This window comes from Pseudoduganella sp. OTU4001, from assembly GCF_038440195.1.
Classification (GTDB): domain Bacteria; phylum Pseudomonadota; class Gammaproteobacteria; order Burkholderiales; family Burkholderiaceae_D; genus Rugamonas.
In genome coordinates this window covers 61065-80623 of record NZ_JASATG010000007.1, presented here as the reverse complement: position 1 = coordinate 80623, position 19559 = coordinate 61065, and the positions used below count along the sequence as shown (strand labels likewise).

The following is a 19559-nucleotide window of genomic DNA, read 5'->3' as shown; positions in this document are numbered from 1 at the left end:
CGTGGGACTGCTGCACGAAATGTAACAGATCAACCACAAGCGGTAAACAGTGCCTCCCTTCAGTGCAGGGTGTGTGCCGGTGCGGCGCCCTGGTAAGTGTCCCAGGGCCAGAGCATGCCGGACGGCGTAACGCGCTGGCGGACGATGGTGGCCGACACGGTGTCGTCGATGGCATCGACCAGTGCCACTTCACGCTCCCTGGAAGCGTCATCAGCGCCGGGGGTCTCCACGAAGGGGCGTTCTTCTTTGCAAGCCATCATGGCGGCACGCTCGGCCATCACTTTGGAGTGGTTGAACAGCCAATAAAGGAAGCGCTGGACTTCGGCAGCGTCATCCCAGATATCGCCATAAGCCCCCAGGTATTTGACCGCGGCCTCAGGGCCCTCCCACCAGTTGATGTGGGCGACCGGGAATGCATTGGGCGACTGCCCTGTGAACAGCACCAGCGCGATATAGGGGTTGGCGGCAATGCCGCGCCGGAATGCGGTGGCCGCAGCCACCAGCTGGCGCTGCTGGAACAAGGTGAAACCCAGCTCATAGCAAAATGGCGGATATTCATGCGCATAGTCGCGGAACAAATGCTGCGCATGCTCTTCCTCGCGCGCCCGCAGCATCTCATGGCCGGCGGTGAAACGGACGCAGGCTCCATCGTCCGGATCCAGCGCCAGCATTCTTGCCGCATGCCGCGCGGCGTCCTTGTGCTGGCGCATGCCGCTCAGGCAAGTCACCAGGGTGCGCGTCAGCGTCAGGTAGGAGTGGTTTCCTTCATGGTTCCATGGGATGCGCCCATCAAATCCGGACGGCAGCAACGCATCGGCGACGGCGAGGCCGCGTTGCGCCAATTTCAACGCCTTGCCGGATTTGCCTTCCATCATATTCAAGGAAGCCAGGACTTGGTAAGGATCGAGGAAGGTCGGCGTCTGGCTGATGCAGCGCTCGAGCATGGCGATAAAACGCTTCCTGCCGAGGCGCTGCTTGTCGAACGACGCCATCATTTCCATGAATTGATTGAGCGCTACGCATTCAGCCTCGTCGGCGCCGCTAAAGGCGCCCGAGCCATCGCCGAAAACTTCGAATTTCATCACCGTCTCCCATGGTTGCAGTCGTGGAGACGATTGTAGGCAGCGCTATACGGTAGCCCCTTTGTCCTGCGTCAAAGGTTCTGCGCGCCGAATGCGGTTTCCGCAACGCCCTGCACGCCGGGACGCAGCAAAAGCACGCTGCCGGGCCACTCGCTGCCGGTGTTGCCCGGGTCGATCGAGGTCACTAGCAAGGTAGAAAGATCAGGCCCGCCGAAGCTGCACATGGAAGGCTTGGCCAGCGGCAGCCCGATTTCGCGGTCCAGCAGACCGGCCGGGGTGTAGCGCTGAAGCAGGCCGCCGTCGTTGGCGCAAGTCCAGTAGCAGCCATCGGCATCGACCGCCGCGCCGTCGGGACGGCCCGTCTGCGCGCCGAGGTCGAGGAAGATGCGCTTGTTGTGCGGCGTGCCGCTGGCGATGTCGTAATCAAAGGCCCACACCATGCGCCGCTGCGGGTGCGAGTCGGACAGGTACATCACCTCGCCGCGCGGCGAAAATGCGGTACCGTTCTGGGTCAGCATTCCCGACACGAAAGGCTGCGACAGGCCGGCGGCAGTGTAGCGATACAGCTTGCCGACCGCACGCGCCGCCGACATATCCATAAACATGGTGCCAGCCCAGAAGCGCCCCTGGCGGTCGCAGCGTCCATCGTTGAAGCGCATGCCTTCAAACAGATCGGCAGCCGGCGGCGCCGCCAGACGCCTGGCCGCCACGCTGCCGTCCTCGCCCAGCGTCAGGTGGAAAATGCCGCTCTCCATGCCCGCGATCAAACCGCCTTGCGCAGCAGGCGACACGCAGGCCGCCATTTCCGGCGCTTCCCAGAAGCTGGCTACGCCGCTGGAGTAGTCCAGGCGCCAGATACGGCGCGCCGGAATATCGACCCAGTACCACGCGCCTTCCGCCGCGTGCCAGGTGGGGCTTTCACCCACCGTGCAGTGAACTCCGCCGATACGTTCCATTACAAGTCCGTGATTTCCTTATGCGCCGGCACCAGTGCCTTCATCAGGCACCACGCCAGCAGGTAAGCCAATGCACAGAAGGTGAACATGATCATATAGCCGGTCTGGATCTGGCCCAGCGCGTTGTAATGGTCGAACAGCTTGCCCGCCACCTTGGTGATCAACACACCACCCAGGCCGCCGGCCATGCCGCCGATACCGACCACCGAACCGACACTGTGTTTCGGGAACATATCGGACACGGTGGTGAACAGGTTGGCCGACCAGGCCTGGTGCGCCGAAGCGCCGATACCGATCAGTATCACCGGCACCCACACGCCCAGGTAGCCCAAAGGCTGCGCCAGCAGCACCGCCAGCGGGAAGAAAGCGATGGTCAGCATGGCGCGCATGCGGCCGTGGTAGACGCTGGCGCCGCGGTTGATGAACCAGGCCGGGAACCAGCCGCCGCCGATCGAACCGACCATGGTCATCGAGTACAGCACCGCCAGCGGCAGCACCATCTCGGTCGAGGTCAAGCCGTATTGCGCCGACATGAATTTAGGAAGCCAGAACAGGAAGAACCACCACACGCCGTCGGTCAGGAACTTGCCGAGGGTGAAGGCCCAGGTCTGGCGGTAGCCCAGCAGCTTGAACCAGGATGCCTTGCGCTGCGCATCGGCCGGCGCCGCAGCCGGTGCATCGGCCGCATCGCTGTTGATGTAATCCAGCTCGGCGCGCGACAGGCGTTTCTGCTGCGCCGGGGTATCGTAGAAATACAGCCAGAAGCCCATCCAGACAAAGCCCACCGCACCGATGATGATGAAGGCGGCCTGCCAGCCCCAGAATTCAGCGATCAGCGGCACCGTGATCGGCGCCAGGATCGCGCCGATATTGGCGCCCGAGTTGAAGATGCCGGTAGCGAAGGAACGCTCCTTCTTCGGGAAGTATTCGGCAGTGGCCTTGATGGCGGCCGGGAAGTTGCCCGCCTCGCCCAGCGCCAGCACGGCGCGGCCCACCATGAAGCCGGCCACCGAGACCGGCACCGCAGCCAGGCCGGCGCCGACGAACAGGTTGCTGACGGCGGTGCCGATCGCCACCGAGTAGGCGTGCAAGATGGCGCCCAGCGACCAGATCACGATCGCCAGCACGAAAGCGCGGCGCGTGCCCATCTTGTCGATCACGCGGCCGGCAAACAGCATCGAGATCGCGTACACGAACTGGAATACGGCGGCGATATTGGCGTAGTCCGTGTTGGACCAGCCGAATTCCTTCGACAGCGCGGGCGCCAGCAGTGACAGCACCTGGCGGTCCAGGTAATTGATGGTGGTGGCGAAGAACAGCAGGCCACAGATGGTCCAGCGGTACTTGCCGATGGCGGCGGCCGGCGCTTCGGCCAGGCCTACGGCTTGCGGGGTGGGCTGATTCATAATGTTTTATCAGTCAAAAAGGCCGGTGTCTCCCCCGGCCGTACTACACAATTAATTTGCGGTGCGCAGTTCGCCATCCACCAGACGCGCCAGGCGCAGTGGATTATCGTCCTGCAGGGCGGCCGGCAGCAAGGCTTGCGGCACGTTCTGGTAGCTGACCGGACGCAGGAAGCGCTCGATGGCCGTGGCGCCGACGGACGTGGTGCGGCTGTCCGAAGTAGCCGGGAACGGGCCGCCGTGCACCATAGCGTGGCACACTTCGACGCCGGTCGGGAAACCGTTGAACAGCACGCGGCCCGCCTTGCGCTCCAGCGTTGGCAGCAGCTTGGCAGCCAGCGGATGGTCGTCGGCCGTGCAATGCACGGTGGCGGTCAGCTGGCCTTCCAGGCTGGCGGCCAGGCGCAGCACTTCGGCTTCGTTGCGGCAAGCGATCAGCAGCGAGGCCGGACCGAACACTTCCTCCTGCAGCGCGTGGCTGGCGACGAAGGTTTCGGCATCGACCCGGAACAGCGCGGCTTGTGCGGCGCAGCCGGCGCCCTCTTCCTGGCCCATCGCCAGCACTTTCACGCCCGCCACGTCGGACAGGCGGCCAACGCCAGCTTCATAAGCGCTGTGGATGCCGGCGGTCAGCATGGTGCCGGCGCCCTTCGGCAGCAGCGCCGCGGCGGCAGCAGCGGCGAAACGGTCGAAGTCGGGACCGGCCACGCCGATCACCAGGCCCGGATTGGTGCAGAACTGGCCCACGCCCATGGTCAGCGACTCGACGAAGGCAGCGCCCAGCGCTTCCGCATTCGCAGCCAGCGTGGCCGGCAGCATGAACACTGGATTGATCGAGCTCATTTCAGCGTAGACCGGGATCGGCTCAGGACGCGCGGCAGCGGTGCGCATCAGCGCAGTGCCGCCCTGGCGCGAACCGGTAAAGCCCACCGCCTTGATGGCCGGATGCGCCACCAGCGCCTGGCCGACGGTGCGGCCGTCGCCATGGATCATGGAGAACACGCCTTCCGGCATGCCGCAATCGGCGGCAGCCTTCTGCACGGCGCGCGCCACCAGCTCCGAGGTGCCAGGGTGGGCGGCATGCGCCTTCACCACTACCGGACAGCCCGCCGCCAACGCGGACGCGGTATCGCCCCCCGCCACCGAGAACGCCAGCGGGAAGTTGGAAGCGCCAAACACCACGACCGGGCCGACTGCAATCTTGCGCAGGCGCAGGTCGGGACGCGGCGGGGTGCGCTGCGGCAGCGCCGAATCCAGCGTAGCGTGCTGCCAGTGGCCATCACGCACCACTTTTGCGAACAGGCGCAGCTGGTTGACGGTACGGCCACGCTCACCTTCCAGGCGCGCTTGCGGCAGGCCGGTTTCGGCCATGGCACGCTCGGTCAGGGTGGCGCCCAGCGCATCGATGTTGTTGGCCGCAGCTTCCAGGAAAGCGGCGCGCGCTTCCGGCGAGGTGCTGCGGTAGGCGTCGAAGGCCTGCTCCGCCAGCGCACAGGCGCGCTCCACGTCCGCCAGATCGGCCAGGCCGAATTCCGGCGGCATGGTGGCCTTGGCTGCCGGATTAAAGGCCAGCTGGGTGCCGGCTTTGCCGCGCACCAGCTGCTGGCCGATGATCATTTCACCGGTGATCTGCATTATTGTGCACCTTGCTTCTTGATCAGGGCCAGCAGCATTGCATCTTCTTCCGCGGTCAGGTCGGTCAGCGGAGCGCGGACCGGACCGCCGGAGTGGCCAACCAGGCGCGCGCCGGCCTTGACGATGGACACGGCGTAGCCGGCCTTGCGGTTGCGGATCTCCAGGTATGGCAGGAAGAATTCATCCAGCATGCGGTCGGTTTCGGCGGTGTTGCCGGCGGCGGTGGCGTGGTAGAAGTCCATCGCCAGCTTCGGCACGAAGTTAAAGACAGCCGACGAATAGACCGGAGTGCCCAAGGCCTTGTAGGCGCCGGCGTAGACTTCCGCGGTTGGCAGGCCGCCCAGGTAGGAGAAACGGTCGCCCAGTTTGCGGTAGATCTGCACCATCAGTTCGATGTCGCCGATGCCATCCTTGAAGCCGATCAGGTTCGGGCAGCGCTCGGCCAGCTTGGCCAGCGAATTGGCGGACAGGCGGCAGTTGGCGCGGTTGTAGACGATGACGCCGATCTTCACGGACGCGCAGACGGCAGCCACGTGCTCGATCAAGCCATCCTGGGAAGCTTCGGTCAGGTAGTGCGGCAGCAGCAGCAGGCCATCGGCGCCCAGGCGCTCGGCTTCCTGTGCGTAGGCGATCGCCTGGCGGGTCGGACCGCCGGTACCGGCCAGCAGCGGCACCTTGCCGCGGCAGCTGTCGACCGCGACCTTGATGATTTCCGAATACTCAGGACCGGTCAGCGAGAAGAACTCACCGGTGCCGCCCGCTGCGAACAGCGCGCTCGCACCGTAAGGCGCCAGCCATTCCAGACGGCCCGCATAAGACTGCGCGTTGAAATTGCCTTGTGCGTCAAAGTCGGTAATCGGGAAGGACAGCAGGCCGGAAGACATGACTTTTTTGAGTTCTTGCGGGGACATGGACATCGTTGACTCCTCTTGAGTGGTTAGCAGTTGTAAGTCATCGTACAACCTAGATCAACCGAACGCAAGAAAAATCTGCTCGAGCCCGTGTCCCACCTTGGGGTCACACCCCAACCGGGACACGGGCTCAACCAGACAATGCAAGAGCTCGTGTCTCACCCAGGGTGTGACCCCAGGGTGGGACACGGGCTGGGGTGTTAGGCGGCGCTTTCGAAACGTTGCTGGGCTTGCAACAGGCGTTCGCGGGAGTTGGAGAGGTGGGTGCGCATGGCGGCGCGGGCGGCTTCGGGGTCCTGGCGCTGGATGGCGCGGAAGATGTCTTCGTGCTCGCGGTGCACGCGTTCGAGGTAGTCGGCCGGGCGGTCCTGCGCCAGGCCGGCGGTGTTGACGCGGGCGCGCGGGATGATGGCCTGCCCAAGTTGGCCCAAAATATCGACGAAATAGCGGTTGCCGGTGGCCTTGGCGATCGTCAGATGGAAGCGGCGGTCGGCTTCCACCGAGGCGCGGCCCTGCTCCATCGCTTGCCGCATATCGCCCAGCGCTTGTCCCAGTTCGGCTACTTGCTCGTCGCTGCGGCGCGACGCGGCCAGGCCGGCGGTCTCGGTCTCCATGCTGATGCGCAGCTCGAGGATGGCCAGCACGTCGCGCACGGTAACGATGCTTTCGGCGTCGATCCCCAGGCCGCCGCTCTGGCGCTGCTTTTCCAGCACGAAGGTGCCGATGCCGTGGCGCGTTTGCACCAGGCCAGCCGCCTGCAAGTGCGAGATCGCCTCGCGCACCACAGTGCGGCTGACGCCGTGCTGCTCCATGATGGCGGACTCGGTCGGCAGCTTGTCGCCGGGCTTCAGCATGCCGCTGTTGATGCTGCCGCTGATTTGTTCGACCACGCCCTGGGCCAGGGTGTGTCGCTTGCGTGGGGGAATAGTCATATCTGGCATTATACACATCGAAAAGATGTCAGACATCCTATCAGAGACATCTCCCCAGGGTTTTCTTGCGAAATTGGCCAGACCAAATTAAAATCGGGCGACCATCTAACGAGTCGCCGCATGAACAAAAAGACTGTATCAACAGAGCCAAATCAAGCCGGCGAACAACGCCTGTACCGCGTGGTCGCAGCCAAGATCCAGGACCTGATCCACACCGAGAACATCAAGCCCGGCACCCGCCTGCCGGCCGAGCGCGACCTGGCCGCCAAACTGGAGGTCAGCCGCGCTTCGCTGCGTGAAGCGCTGATCGCGCTGGAGCTGTCCGGCGTGGTGGAGGTGCGCGGCGGTTCCGGCGTGTACGTCAGCGAGCAGGTGGCCGCCCCTTCCGACGTGGCTGAAGGCGGCCCGGGGCCGTTCGAAGTGCTGGCGGCGCGCCGCCTGATCGAATCCGAAGTGGCTGCGATTGCGGCAAAGATGGCGACCGATTCGGCTATCGATGCGATCCTGCGCGCGGCAGCGGACATGGAGCAGCACCACGCGGACCGCGCCACCAACGAGCAGGCCGACCGCAACTTCCACCTGGCGATTGCGCGCGCTACCGGCAACACGGCGCTGGTGGGTGTGGTGGAAACGCTGTGGAACCAGCGCGGCACCATGTGGCATAAGTTGAAAGAACACTTCCAGACGGAAGAACTGCGCCAGCACACGCTGGACGACCATCGCAATATCGTGGCGGCCATCGCGGCGCACGATGCCTCCGGCGCGCGCCAGGCCATGCGCGCCCACCTGGAACGCGTCACCAAGACCTTCTCGCGCGGATAAAATAATTTGGCCTGACCACTTGCATGTGCGGTCAGGCCAAAATAGAATGAGACGAACTTTAGGGGAGTCTCATGCTGCGCCACATCCTTTTTTCCCTTGCAGCGCTGGCCGCCGTGCCGGCGTATTCGGCTGACCGCATCATCCTGGTCGGCGATTCAACCGTCGCCAGCGGCGGCGGTTATGGCGATTACCTGTGCCGCCGCCAGCGTGCCGATACGCTGTGCCTGAACCTGGCCAGGAACGGCCGCAGCTCGTCCTCCTTCCGCGCCGAGGGGCGCTGGGATGAGGTGCAGGCGCTGCTGCGCGACGGCGCGGGCTTCGGCAAGACTTATGTGCTGGTGCAGTTCGGCCACAACGACCAGCCGGGCAAGCCGGGACGCTCGACGGACCTGGTGCGCGAATATCCCGCCAACCTGGCGCGCTATGTGGCGGATGTGAAGGCTGGCGGCGGCGTGCCGGTGCTGGTGACTTCCCTCACGCGCCGCAGCTTCCGCAACGGCTATGTGTGGAATGACCTGGCGCCATGGGCGGCGGCCATGCGCGAGGTGGCGCGGCGCGAAGGCGCGGCGCTGCTGGACCTGAATGCGCTGTCGCTGGCGGCGGTGCAGGCCATGGGGCCGGAGCAGGCGGATACGCTGGCTGCTCCCAAAGGCGCCGGCTTCGATTACACACACCTTGGCCCGAAAGGCGGCCGCGTATTCGGCGATATGGTGGCGCGCGAGCTGGTGCGCCTGTTCCCTGCCCTCGGCCCGCTCGTCGACCCAGCCGATACGGCGCGCGGGCTGGCGCGCGAACATGCACCTGCCGATGGCTGGGCAGGCGCGGAGGGCGGCACGCGCGGCGGCGCCGATGCCGCGCCGTCTTCCGTCCACACCGTTTCAAACCGTGCGGAGATGATGGCGGCAATCGCCGCCCCGGGCGCGAGCCGTGTGGTGCTGGTGCGCGGGACCATCGACATGGCGGATGGCGCCAGGCCGGGCGTGGTGCGATTGCCTTCCAATACGACGCTGATGGGCCTTGGAGAAGATGCGGGCTTCGTGAATGCGAGCCTGCTGGTGTCGAACGTCAGCCAGGTCATTATCCGCAATCTCTCGATCAGCAATCCCTGCGATCCGGAGCCGAAGTGGGATCCGCAGGATGGCGCGCACGGCAATTGGAATTCGGTCTACGACGGGATCACCGTGGTGGGCTCGCACCATATCTGGATCGACCATAACAGCTTTACCGATGCGCCGCATACGGATGGCCAGTCGCCGAAAGAAAACGGCATGCTGAAGCAGTGCCACGACGGCGCGCTCGATATCACGGGCGGTTCGGATTTCGTCACCGTATCGAACAACCACTTCGCGCTGCATGAAAAGAACACGCTGGTCGGCGGCAGCGACAACGCCACCGGCGATATCGGCCATCTGCGCGTGACCTTCGCCAACAACTTCTTCGATCACGTGACGGCGCGTGCGCCGCGCGTGCGCTTCGGGCAGGTGCACCTGCTGAACAACTTCCACAAGGGTTCGCGCAAGCATGCGGAGTATGCGCACGAATACAGCGTGGGCATTGCCAAACAGGCGCGCGTGATCATCGACGCCAATGCTTACGATGTCGAGGGCGCGCGTGGCTGCAAGGATGCGCTGCGCAATCCCGGCAAGTCCGATCCGGGCGCGGTGCTGGATCGCGGCTCGCAGATGAACGGCAAGGCGCTGACAGATTGCGAATTCTCCGCCGACGTCGGCTGGAGCGTGCCTTACGCCTTCACCGCCCTGCCAGCCGGAGAGGTTCAGGCCAACGCCATGACCAACGCCGGCGCTGGCCGCCTGGGACGATTGCAGCACCTGCGCCGTTAAAGAGGCCACAATGAACCGACGCCAACTTCTCGCGGCACTCGCCCTGGCGCTGCCGCTCGCCGGCTACTGCGCCGATGGCGGCGGCCAGTCGCCGCGGCCGCGCGTGATTGTGTCCACCGATATCGGCGGCACCGACTTCGACGACTTCCAGTCGCTGGTCCATTTGCTGCTGTACAGCGACATGATCGACCTGGAAGGCATGATCGCATCGCCATGGGGCGAAGGCCGCAACCGCAAGCGGCATCTGATGGACATCATCTCGGTGTACGGGAAGGACTACCCGCAGCTGAAGACCTGGTCGCCGCAATATCCAACGCCGGACCAGCTACGCAGCATCACAAAGCAAGGCGGCTCCGACCTGGCCGGCCTGCGCGGCTGGGGTGAGCCGACCGAGGGCTCGAACTGGATCATCCAGCGCGCGCGCCAGGGCGATCCGCGCCCGCTGTGGGTGCTGCTGTGGGGCGGCTTCGAAGACCTGGCGCAGGCGCTGCATGATGCGCCGGATATCAAGAGCAAGCTGCGCGTCTACATGATCGGTGGCCCGAACAAGAAGTGGTCGGTCACCGCCTACGACTACCTGGCCCGTGAACATCCGGATTTGTGGATGATCGAGAATAATTCGACCTATCGCGGCTGGTTCCTCGGCGGCGACCAATCTGGCGACCTTGGCAACAAGACCTTCGTGGAGCGCCACGTGAAAGGCTTCGGCGCGCTGGGCGATTACTTCACGACGATTGCACCGCACATCAAAATGGGCGATACGCCTTCCCTCGCCTATGTACTGGGCGCCCATCCCGAACGGCCGGGCGCCGGTGGCTGGGGAGGTCATTTCGTGCGTGCCTGGGACCGGCCGCGCGTGACCTTCACCAGGCACCTCACCACGGCAGACCTGATCGAGACCTTCGGCATCATTGAGCTGGTGCTGCGTCCTGACGGCAAGGCGCCGGCCCAGCCGCAGGCAGCGCTGCTGGTGGACAAGCAGGCGTTCACCGGTTTCCTGGGCGAAGACGGCGCATGGCATTTCCTGTTCTCGCCGAAGGAATCGAAGGCCTGGAGCTACCGCATCAAGAGTAACCATCCCGGTCTCGATGGTCAGGCTGGCGGCTTCACCTCGCGCGATGCGGAGCCGGAGATGGCGCTGCGGCCGTCCGCCAGGTACCCCAACTGGTGGACCGATGATCCATCCCCGCAATTCCAGGAAGGCCCGAATCAAGGCGCTTTATCCGTCAGCCGCCATCGCGCCGAGTTCCTGAAAGACTTTGCCGCGCGCCTACAGCGTACGCGGGAAATGAAGCCTGGCATTCAGGGCGTAATGCGCAGGTAGTCGATGTCGGCGTAGGCGCCGCTTGCGCCGCGTGCGAACAGGGCGATCTGGGCGCCGACCCAGCGGCCCATGGCGGCGGTGAACGGGGTGCCGGCTGGCGTGTAGTTCGCGCCATCGACGCTGAGGGAGAACATGGTTTGTCCGCCGGCGCCGACTTGCATCCGCAGGTAGATTGGCTCGCCGTTCGTGACTGACGGCTGCGAAGCTGCGGTCTGCTCTTTGCATTTCTCGTTGACTGCTTCGCAGCGCACATACACCGCACGCATCCCGCCCTGCTCGCGGCGCAGGCCCAGCCAGGCGTAGCTTTGGCCGTACATGGCGAGGCCGGCTTCGTCGCCATCCGCAATAGCGTGCAGGTCAAGTTTGGCGGTCGCAGTGAAAACTGGTGCGGGCGGCTTTTGCGTGAGGACGGCAGGCATGGAGCGCAGCGGGGCATCGCCGGATGGTGCAGGCTGCGCGTAAAGGCGCATGTAGCCGGCGCGGACGGTCAGCGAATACCAGCCCGGCTCTGGGTTCGCCACCCACTGCCATTGCGGCGCCAGGCGCGTTGCGCCGAACTCGTCGCCGATGACGGGCCATTCCGGCGCCCGCGCGGCGCCGGGGCGTACGGGCAGCGGCTTGGCGTGCTCAGTCACCGGCTGGCCGACGCCGGGCCTGGCGGAGGGTTCGCCGATGATCGGCCAGCCGTCGTCCTGCCAGCGCATCGGCTGCAGATGCACTACGCGACCGAAGGCGCGTTTGTCCTGGAAATGGTAGAACCAGTCGCTGCCATCGGCTGCGCGCACCCAGGCGCCCTGGTGGGGCCCGTTGATGCTGCTGGCGCCCTGCTCCATCACGATGCGCGCTTCGTAGGGGCCGTCGATGTGGCGCGAGCGGAAGACGGACTGCCAGCCGGTCTCCACGCCGCCTGCCGGGGCGAACACGTAGTACCAGCCATTGTGCTTGTAGAACTTGGGGCCTTCGAGCGTCTTGTAACCGGGTAGCGTGTTGCCGTCGATGACGACGCGGCTGACATCGTCCAGCATGCGGCTGCCGTCTGGCGCCATTGGGCGCAGGCTCAAAACGTTATTGAAACCGGCGCGCGATTTTGCCCAGCCGTGCAGCAGCCATGCCTTGCCGTCGTCGTCCCACAGCGGCGTGGGGTCGATCAGGCCTTTGCCGGCCATCAGCAGGCGCGGCTTGCTCCATGGGCCGGCGAAGTTTTTTGCGGTGATGACGTAGATGCCGTAGTCGGGGTCTGGGTAGAAGATCCAGAATTTTCCGGCGTGGTGGCGCAGGCTTGGGGCCCAGACGCCTTTGCCGTGTTGGGGCGTGCGGAAGCCTTCTTCCGGTACCAGGCGTGGCAAGGCGTGGCCGACCAGGCGCCAGTTCACCATGTCGTCGGATTCCAGCAGCGGCAGGCCTGGGACGTTGGTGAAGCTGGAGGATGTCATGTAGTAGCGCTGGCCGACGCGGATGGCGTCTGGGTCGGAGTAGTCGGCGTGCAGGATGGGGTTGCGGTAGCGGCCATCGCCAAGGTCTGCGGACCATGGCGCGCGTGCTGCCTGCGTTGTGCCGAAGGTGCGGTGCAGGAAGCGTTCCATTGCATCGACGGTTGGTGCGAGCCAGGGGTCGAAAAGCCAGAAGGAGTGCGGGGTGCCGGGCAGGTTTGCGTGCTCGCTGGCGATGTTGTGCTGGGCCAGGCGGGCTGTGAGCTCTTCGCGGCCGATGCTGAAGCGCGTTTGGCTGCTTGTGATGAATAGGGTTGGGGGGCTGCTGGCACCGGCGTGCGTGAGGGGGGATGCTGCATGCCATACCTCTGCGCGGGTGGCGTAGCGGCCTCCCAGCCAGGCGCCGGCTGCGGAGGGGTTCTTGGCCGGGTCGTCTTCGTGCTCGCGTGCTGCGGCGGATGTGAAGTCGGACAGGCCGTCGATGTTGATGACGGCTTGCACGGCGCTCGATGCGACGGCCACCTCCGCAGCGTTCGGCGCAGCGCCGAGGGCGCGAGCGGCGGCGGAGTGGGTGGCGCTGGCTGCATCGGGATCGAAGGCGGGGTGGCCATTGGTCATGCCGACCAGGGCGGCGATCTGGCCGCCGGCGGAGCCGCCTGCGATGGCGATGCGTTGCGGGTCGAAGCCATATTGCGGCGCGGCGGTGCGCAGCCAGCGGATGGCTTGCTTGACGTCGTGGATGGCGGCGGGATATTGCGCTTCGCCGGACAAGCGGTAGCTGACCGTGGCGGCGGCGAAACCGCGTGCTGCGAGGCGCGCTGCCAGCGGGGCCATATTCTCGCGCGTTCCGCTGCGCCATCCGCCGCCGTGGACCAGGACGACCAGCGGCGCGGCTGCGGGCGTGGACGGGCTGCCGGGCGTCCCGGCATTTGCGCCGGGCAGGTAGAGGTCCAGCTGCAGGGCGCGTTCGCCGCGCTGGACATAGGTCAGGCCGCGCAGCACACGCACGGGCGCCGGGACGTCAGCGCTGGCGATGGCAATGTACGGATACTGGCCCACCAGCTTGGCATACGTGGTTTCAGCGTTGTACGGTGCAGGCGCGGCGCCGGCCGGTTCGGCCAGGGCCTGCGCGGTCGCCGCCAGCGCGGCGCAAAATAGCGCAGCAACCGTGCGCGAAGGTTTCATGCCAGCTCCTCGACGGCAAACGTTACGGTGCGCCACAGGTCCTGCCCCGGCGCCAGCACGGTCAGGCCGTTGGCCATCGGGCCGCCGGGAAGGTTGAAGGCGTTGATCGGGTGGTCGACCGGTTCGAAACAGAAGAAGTCCTTGCCGGGCGGGACGTACAGGATGTAGTAGCCCATGTCGGCCTCCATCCGCAACCGCAGCTTGCGCGCCGGCCAGTCAATCTCGGCGCGTCCGTTCCAGCCGGTGAAAGCATGGTCCACGCCGTCGCGCGGCAGCGGGCGCGGGATCTCGTCGGAGAAGTCCCAAGCCGCAGGCGGCGCCACGTGCCGGGTGGGGAGCTTGTCGGTGCCGGACAGCCAGACGCCGTCGGCAGCAGCGCGCAAGCGGGCGTCTTCAGGGTGCGGCATCCAGGGGTGCAGGCCGAGGCCGAACGGCAGTGCGTGTGGGCCATTGTTGGTGACCTTCAGCGTCACGCGCAGGGCGTTGGCCGACAGCGTGTAGGCCATGTGGGCGGTGAAGGCGAATGGCGAGCCATCGCGGCGGTACAAGGACAGCACCACGCTGCTCTCGTCGCGCGATTCGACTTGCCATGGCAGGCGCCAGCCATCACCATGGATCGGACATGGATCGCCGTCGCGCGTGGGCGCAGGCGTGTAGCGCTGGCCTTCGAATTCGAAGCCGTCAGGGGAAATGCGGTTGGACCAGGGGACAAGGGGGAAGCAGGCCATCTGGCCTGGCAAGGGCTGCGCGACGCCGTCGGGCGCGGGACGCAATATCGGCTCGGCGCCATCCTGCGGCGCCAGCCAATCCAAGCGCGCCAGGCCGCCGCCGGCGGCAGGCAGCACCACCGCCCGCAGGCTGCCCTTGCGCAGCTCGATCATTTGAATATCGGGCCGTCGAGCAGGAACTTGCCGCCCTGGTAGATGGTGGTCACGTCATCCTTGGCCGGGAACTCGCTGGTATCCGGGAACAGGTGCGCAAACCTGGACGAAGAATCCTTCGGACGATATCCCAGGTGCGCCGCGTAGCGGTTGTCCCACCACACGGAGTCGTTGTCCGACATGCCGAACACAATGGTGTGCCCAACGCGCGGCGCGAACAGCGAACAGCGCAGCAGTTCGGTCAAATCGTCATAGGACAGATAGGTCGACATCATGCGCTTGTTGGCCGGCTCCGGGAAGCTGGAACCGATGCGGATGCACACCGTCTCGATGCCAAAACGGTCGTAGTAGTAGCGCGACATCTGCTCGCCAAACACCTTGGAGATGCCGTACATGCTATCCGGACGGGTCGGCATATTCGCATCCAGCATATCGGTGGTCTTGTAGTAGCCGATAGCGTGGTTCGAGCTGGCGAACATCAGGCGCTTCACGCCATGCTTGTAAGCCGCCTCGTACAGGTTCGCCACGCCCAGGATATTGGCCTGCATGATCGCCTCGAACGGCGCCTCGGTCGAGATGCCGCCGAAATGCAGCACCGCATCCACGCCCTCCATCAGCTGCATCACCGCCGCCTTGTCGGACAGGTCGCACTGCACCAGCTCTTCGCCAGGGCGCGCCTCGCCCATATCGGCGATATCGCTCAGGCGCACCACTTCCGCCCACGGTTTGATGCGGTCGCGCAGCACCTTACCCAAGCCGCCGGCCGCGCCGGTCATCAGGATGCGTTTGAAAGGTTTTGCCGTCATTTTTCTACTCCGATATCAGGTAACCGGCGCTGGATTGAACAGCGCCAGGGAATTATGGATCTTCCAGTGTTCGGCCCAGGTCTCTTTGCCGCTGGCCACGTCGAGCATCAGGCGGAACAGCTCCCAGCCGATATCCTCGATGGTGGCTTCGCCGCTGGCGATGCGGCCCGCGTTCACATCCATCAGGTCGTGCCAGCGCTGCGCCAGGTCGTTGCGGGTGGCGACTTTGATCACCGGCACCGCCGCCAGGCCGTATGGCGTGCCGCGGCCGGTGGTGAAGACGTGGATATTCATGCCCGCCGCCATTTGCAGCGTGCCGCAAATGAAATCGCTGGCGGGGGTGGCGGCGTAGATCAAACCCTTCTGCGCCACTTTGTCGCCCGGCGACAGCACGCCATGGATCGCGCCCGAGCCGGATTTGACGATCGACCCCATGGCCTTTTCCACGATGTTCGACAGGCCGCCCTTCTTGTTGCCCGGCGTGGTGTTGGCGCTGCGGTCAACGCTGCCGCGCTTCAGGTAATCGTCATACCACTGCATCTCGCGGATCATGGCGGCGGCCACTTCCGGCGTCGCGGCGCGCGAGGTGAGCTGGTCGATGCCATCGCGCACCTCGGTCACTTCCGAGAACATCACCGTGGCGCCGGCGCGCACCAGCAGGTCGGTGGCAAAGCCCACCGCCGGATTCGCGGTAACGCCCGAGAAGGCATCGCTGCCGCCGCACTGCACGCCCACCACCAGCTCGGAAGCCGGCACGGTTTCGCGCTGGCGGGCGTTCAAAATTTTCAGGTGATGCTCGGCGGTCTTCATGATCGATTCGATCATCGACATGAAACCGACATGCGCGCCATCCTGCAGGCACACCACGTCCGGCTCGCCGGCCGGTGCGTTGGCGTTGGCCGCAGCAATCGGGATCGAACCAGCCGGGAACAGGCGGGTCGGCGGCAGCTTTTCGCAGCCCAGCGATACCACCATCACCTGGTTGCCGAAATTCGGGTTCTTGCTGATATTGCGCAGGGTGCGGATCGGCACATCGGCGCCCGGCGCATCGATCGCCACGCCGCAGCCGTAGATATGCTCCAGCCCCACCACGTCATCCACGTTCGGATAGCGCGGCAGCAGTTCTTCCTTGATACGCTTGACAGCAAAATCGACCACGCCCGACACGCACTGCACGGTGGTGGTCACGGCCAGGATGTTGCGCGTGCCGACCGAACCATCGGCATTACGGTAGCCCTGGAAGGTGTAGCCCTCCAGCGGCGGCAGCGGCGGCGGGGTGCGGGTGCCGATCGGCAGGCCGTCCAGCGAGCGGGCGCCCGGCATGCGCAGCACCTTTTCCGAGACCCAGGAGCCGCGCGGAATCGCCTGGTCGGCGTAACCGATGGTCACGTTGTAGCGGGTGACCGGGTCGCCTTCAGCCAGGTCGGTCAGCGCTACCTTATGCCCCTGTGGCACGCCTTCGACCAGCACCAGGCCATCCTCGAAGACCGAGCCGGCCGGCAAGCCGCCGTCATTGACCACGATGGCAACATTGTCTGCCTCGTGCATCTTGATGTAGCGTGCAATTTTCATTCGAAGTCCTTTGGGGTGTCCTATCCAGCGTTTTCAGTATGCCACATAAAAATCACGATTGGCTAGTCCACCTTGCTTATTTGGTCTGACCAAATTAGAATGGCCTGACCAGATGACGCACTTTCACCACACTTAAAACGTCGCACCCGGAGACCTATGAAGCCGAAATTTCCCCTGCTGGCAGCCGTCCTGGCCTGCCTGTTCGCCCTCAGCCCGGCCCAGGCCGAAGGCCCGTACCGCAATCCCGACAACAAAAACGCCAACGATGCCGGCGAAGGCACCTACCCGGTGCCGTACAAGATGCCGACCGTGGCGGAAATCACCGGCACCCTGCACAAGGTGCGCGGCTATATGGACTCCGTCACGCCGACCCGCATCATCAGCAAGAAGACCGGCGCCGCCATCACCGACCTGAGCGCACCGGTAGCCGATGCGATCTTCGAGCCAAGCAAGGGCGATTTCGGCATCCAGGTGTATGAGATGGGCGTGGTGCACGCCGGCCTGCTGCGCGCCGCCGAAGCCACCGGCGACAAGAGCTTCACCGCCATGACCGAGCGCCATTTCAATTTCTTCAAAGAGAGCAAGCCTTACTTTGCCGCGCAGGAGAAGCAGTTCAAGCTGGAACGCGCCAACAGCTTCTCGCGCTTCCTCGACCCGCGCTCGCTGGACGACTCAGGCTCGATGTGCGCCGCCCTGATGCGCGCCCGCGCAGCCAAGGTCGGCCCGGACCTGGCCGATATGATCGCCACCTGCAGCGACTGGGTCGCCAACCAGCAGTTCCGCCTGAAGGATGGCACCCTGGCGCGCAAACGCCCGCAGGCTGAATCGCTGTGGGGCGACGATATGTATATGGGCATTCCGGCGCTGGCCGAGATGGGCCGCATGACCGGCAAACGCGCCTACTACGACGACGCGGTGAAGAATGTGCTGAACATGGCCAACTACCTGTTCAACCCGAAAACCAACCTGTACACCCACGGCTGGCACGCCGGCATGAAGGACGCGCCAAACTTCTACTGGTCGCGCGCCAACGGCTGGTCGGTGCTGGCCATGTCGGACCTGCTGGACGTGCTGCCGAAGGACCACCCGGGCTACCCGAAAGTGCTGTCGCAGCTGCGCAAGGCGCTGCAGGGCATCGCCGAACGCCAGTCCGGCACCGGCCTGTGGCACCAGATGATCGACCGTAACGACTCCTACCTCGAGACCTCGGCCTCCGCCATCTTCACCTACGTGATCGCGCACGCGGTCAACCAGGGCTGGGTCTCGCCTGCGCCATACGGTTCCATCGCACAAGCCGGCTGGGCCGGCCTGCAGACCAGGATCACCGACGCCGGCGAGGTCGAAGGCACTTGCGTCGGCACCACGCTGGCTGGCGACATGGTGTACTACTACAACCGCCCGACCAGCAAGCACGCCTTGCACGGCTACGGCCCGGTGCTGCTGGCCGGCGCCGAGATGATCAAGCTGGTCACCAATCCCAAGCTCGACATCCAGTTCCGCGTGCGCACTTACCACTACCTGCCGAAAGGCGGTGCGACCGACTACCGCGAACACCATTAAGGAGAGCCGGCCAATGAAGACGACCCGCATCCTGGCCGCGCTGGCGGCCGCCCTGCCGGCGCTGGCCGCATCGGCCGCCGAGCGCCTGACCATCACGCTGCAGCACGACCTCGACATCGCGCGCCCGTCCGAGACGGTGACCGTGCCATGGTCGGAAGTGAACAAGGCCCTGCCGCACGCGCTGGTGCAAAAGATCGCCGTGCGCGACGCCAATGGCCGCGTGGTGCCGCACCAGGTCACCAATGTCGCGCCGCAGGCCAAGGACCCGCAGAACATCGGCATCGCCTACGGCGAGCTGATTTTCCAGCACAGCTTCAAGGCCGGCGAAAAGTCCGCCACCTACACCGTGGAGAAGATCGACGGCGTGGCCGCGCCTACTCCGCCGCAGACCTTTGCCCGCTACGTGCAGGAACGCCTGGACGACTTCGCTTGGGAAAACGACAAGCTGGCGCACCGCACCTACGGTCCCGCGCTGGCCGCCCCCGCCCCGGCTGGCGTGGTAAAGGAAGTGCTGGTCACCTCCGGCCTGGACCTGTGGTTCAAGCGCGTGCCCTACCCGATCGTCGACCGCTGGTACAACAAAGGCCATGACCACTACCACCATGACGAAGGCGAAGGCATGGACATGTACAACGTCGGCCGCTCGCGCGGCGCCGGCGGCACCGGCGTGTGGGAAGGCGGCAAGCTGTACGTCTCCACCAACTACGCCAGCTGGAAAGTGCTGGCCAACGGTCCGGTGCGCAGCGTGTTCGAACTGTCGTATGCGGCGTGGGACGCAGCCGGCCTGCCGGTCACCGAAACCAAGCGTTTCACCGTCGACGCCGGCCATCAGCTGGACCTGATCGAATCGACCTTCAGCTACGCCGGCGACAAGCCGATCACCGTGGCCGTGGGCCTGAACAAGAACCCCGCCGACAAAGGCCAGAACCCGCAAATCGCCACCAAGCGCGAAGGCAAGGTGCTGCTGCAATGGGTCGAACAGGCCAGCAACGGCGCCTTCGGCACCGCGGTCATCGTCCCCACCGCCCAAGGCTTCGCCGACGACGCCCTGAACGAACTGATCCTCGCCCCCGCCAGCGCCGGCAAGCCACTGCGCTACTACGCCGGCGGCGCCTGGAGCCGCGCCGGCGAGATCACCAGCCAGGCGCAGTGGCAGCAATACGTGGCGCAAGCCGCCGCCCGCGCCGCCAACCCGCTCCGCGTCACCCTACGCTAGAGC

Annotated in this window: 15 protein-coding genes; 5 read left to right on the top strand and 10 right to left on the bottom strand. The window is 65.3% G+C overall.

The features are described 5' to 3' along the window. Positions 1–59 precede the first annotated feature (59 nt). The 6 genes from AAHE99_RS08830 to AAHE99_RS08805 form a co-directional block, all read right to left on the bottom strand. On the bottom strand, positions 60–1082 hold the full coding sequence (locus AAHE99_RS08830) for a hypothetical protein (protein WP_342116582.1): 1023 nt from the start codon (positions 1080–1082) through the stop codon (positions 60–62). A 71-nt stretch (positions 1083–1153) separates the two neighbouring features. After that, positions 1154–2038 carry an SMP-30/gluconolactonase/LRE family protein gene (locus tag AAHE99_RS08825; RefSeq protein WP_342116580.1) on the bottom strand — a complete coding sequence of 295 codons (885 nt, stop codon included), beginning with the start codon at positions 2036–2038 and terminating at the stop codon, positions 1154–1156. Further along, positions 2038–3444, bottom strand: a complete 1407-nt coding sequence (locus AAHE99_RS08820) for an MFS transporter (protein WP_342116578.1) — start codon at positions 3442–3444, stop codon at positions 2038–2040. Before AAHE99_RS08820 ends, AAHE99_RS08825 begins: the two co-directional genes overlap by 1 nt. A 51-nt stretch (positions 3445–3495) precedes the next feature. Then, positions 3496–5076, bottom strand: coding sequence for an aldehyde dehydrogenase (NADP(+)) (locus AAHE99_RS08815; RefSeq protein ID WP_342116577.1), 1581 nt, complete (start codon positions 5074–5076; stop codon positions 3496–3498). Continuing rightward, entirely contained in the window at positions 5076–5987 is a 912-nt protein-coding gene (gene kdgD / locus AAHE99_RS08810; RefSeq protein ID WP_342116576.1) for a 5-dehydro-4-deoxyglucarate dehydratase, read from the bottom strand. The genes AAHE99_RS08815 and kdgD overlap by 1 nt, the downstream gene beginning before the upstream one ends. Positions 5988–6187: 200 nt before the next feature. Next, the gene (locus tag AAHE99_RS08805) at positions 6188–6919 is read right to left on the bottom strand and encodes a FadR/GntR family transcriptional regulator (RefSeq protein ID WP_342116575.1); all 732 of its coding nucleotides are present in this window, start codon (positions 6917–6919) and stop codon (positions 6188–6190) included. Between the two features lie 120 nt (positions 6920–7039). On the opposite strand from AAHE99_RS08805, the gene AAHE99_RS08800 reads away from it, so the two are divergent. The 3 genes from AAHE99_RS08800 to AAHE99_RS08790 all read left to right on the top strand — a co-directional run bounded on the left by AAHE99_RS08800 (position 7040) and on the right by AAHE99_RS08790 (position 10906). Continuing rightward, entirely contained in the window at positions 7040–7741 is a 702-nt protein-coding gene (locus AAHE99_RS08800; RefSeq protein WP_342116574.1) for a FadR/GntR family transcriptional regulator, read from the top strand. A 71-nt stretch (positions 7742–7812) separates the two neighbouring features. Next, complete coding sequence (locus AAHE99_RS08795; RefSeq protein WP_342116573.1) at positions 7813–9582, top strand: pectate lyase family protein; 1770 nt, start codon at positions 7813–7815, stop codon at positions 9580–9582. Between the two features lie 10 nt (positions 9583–9592). After that, on the top strand, positions 9593–10906 hold the full coding sequence (locus tag AAHE99_RS08790; RefSeq protein WP_342116571.1) for a DUF1593 domain-containing protein: 1314 nt from the start codon (positions 9593–9595) through the stop codon (positions 10904–10906). Here the strand turns inward: AAHE99_RS08790 and AAHE99_RS08785 are convergent. The 4 genes from AAHE99_RS08785 to garD are packed head-to-tail and all read right to left on the bottom strand — an operon-like array spanning position 10885 to position 16780. Next, entirely contained in the window at positions 10885–13521 is a 2637-nt protein-coding gene (locus AAHE99_RS08785; RefSeq protein WP_342116569.1) for a family 43 glycosylhydrolase, read from the bottom strand. The two genes, AAHE99_RS08790 and AAHE99_RS08785, sit on opposite strands and share 22 nt — an antisense overlap. After that, complete coding sequence (locus AAHE99_RS08780; protein WP_342116567.1) at positions 13518–14402, bottom strand: aldose 1-epimerase; 885 nt, start codon at positions 14400–14402, stop codon at positions 13518–13520. Before AAHE99_RS08780 ends, AAHE99_RS08785 begins: the two co-directional genes overlap by 4 nt. Continuing rightward, positions 14399–15208, bottom strand: coding sequence for an NAD-dependent epimerase/dehydratase family protein (locus AAHE99_RS08775; RefSeq protein WP_342116565.1), 810 nt, complete (start codon positions 15206–15208; stop codon positions 14399–14401). The genes AAHE99_RS08780 and AAHE99_RS08775 overlap by 4 nt, the downstream gene beginning before the upstream one ends. 15 nt (positions 15209–15223) lie before the next feature. Continuing rightward, on the bottom strand, positions 15224–16780 hold the full coding sequence (garD, locus tag AAHE99_RS08770; RefSeq protein ID WP_342116564.1) for a galactarate dehydratase: 1557 nt from the start codon (positions 16778–16780) through the stop codon (positions 15224–15226). 156 nt (positions 16781–16936) lie between these two features. Between garD and AAHE99_RS08765 the strand changes: the two genes are divergently transcribed. Continuing rightward, positions 16937–18340 carry a glycoside hydrolase family 88/105 protein gene (locus AAHE99_RS08765; RefSeq protein ID WP_342116562.1) on the top strand — a complete coding sequence of 468 codons (1404 nt, stop codon included), beginning with the start codon at positions 16937–16939 and terminating at the stop codon, positions 18338–18340. A gap of 13 nt (positions 18341–18353) precedes the next feature. Further along, positions 18354–19556, top strand: a complete 1203-nt coding sequence (locus AAHE99_RS08760) for a DUF4861 family protein (protein ID WP_342116560.1) — start codon at positions 18354–18356, stop codon at positions 19554–19556. The last annotated feature ends 3 nt before the right edge of the window (positions 19557–19559 follow it).

Bases quoted from the DNA above. Each gene is read 5' to 3' on its own strand.
- AAHE99_RS08790 (WP_342116571.1), top strand. From the start codon at position 9,593: ATGAACCGACGCCAACTTCTCGCGGCACTCGCCCTGGCGCTGCCGCTC.
- AAHE99_RS08805 (WP_342116575.1), bottom strand. From the start codon at position 6,919: ATGACTATTCCCCCACGCAAGCGACACACCCTGGCCCAGGGCGTGGTC.
- AAHE99_RS08820 (WP_342116578.1), bottom strand. From the start codon at position 3,444: ATGAATCAGCCCACCCCGCAAGCCGTAGGCCTGGCCGAAGCGCCGGCC.
- AAHE99_RS08780 (WP_342116567.1), bottom strand. From the start codon at position 14,402: ATGATCGAGCTGCGCAAGGGCAGCCTGCGGGCGGTGGTGCTGCCTGCC.
- AAHE99_RS08775 (WP_342116565.1), bottom strand. From the start codon at position 15,208: ATGACGGCAAAACCTTTCAAACGCATCCTGATGACCGGCGCGGCCGGC.
- kdgD (WP_342116576.1), bottom strand. From the start codon at position 5,987: ATGTCCCCGCAAGAACTCAAAAAAGTCATGTCTTCCGGCCTGCTGTCC.
- AAHE99_RS08825 (WP_342116580.1), bottom strand. From the start codon at position 2,038: ATGGAACGTATCGGCGGAGTTCACTGCACGGTGGGTGAAAGCCCCACC.
- AAHE99_RS08830 (WP_342116582.1), bottom strand. From the start codon at position 1,082: ATGAAATTCGAAGTTTTCGGCGATGGCTCGGGCGCCTTTAGCGGCGCC.
- AAHE99_RS08795 (WP_342116573.1), top strand. From the start codon at position 7,813: ATGCTGCGCCACATCCTTTTTTCCCTTGCAGCGCTGGCCGCCGTGCCG.
- AAHE99_RS08785 (WP_342116569.1), bottom strand. From the start codon at position 13,521: ATGAAACCTTCGCGCACGGTTGCTGCGCTATTTTGCGCCGCGCTGGCG.
- AAHE99_RS08760 (WP_342116560.1), top strand. From the start codon at position 18,354: ATGAAGACGACCCGCATCCTGGCCGCGCTGGCGGCCGCCCTGCCGGCG.
- garD (WP_342116564.1), bottom strand. From the start codon at position 16,780: ATGAAAATTGCACGCTACATCAAGATGCACGAGGCAGACAATGTTGCC.
- AAHE99_RS08815 (WP_342116577.1), bottom strand. From the start codon at position 5,076: ATGCAGATCACCGGTGAAATGATCATCGGCCAGCAGCTGGTGCGCGGC.
- AAHE99_RS08765 (WP_342116562.1), top strand. From the start codon at position 16,937: ATGAAGCCGAAATTTCCCCTGCTGGCAGCCGTCCTGGCCTGCCTGTTC.
- AAHE99_RS08800 (WP_342116574.1), top strand. From the start codon at position 7,040: ATGAACAAAAAGACTGTATCAACAGAGCCAAATCAAGCCGGCGAACAA.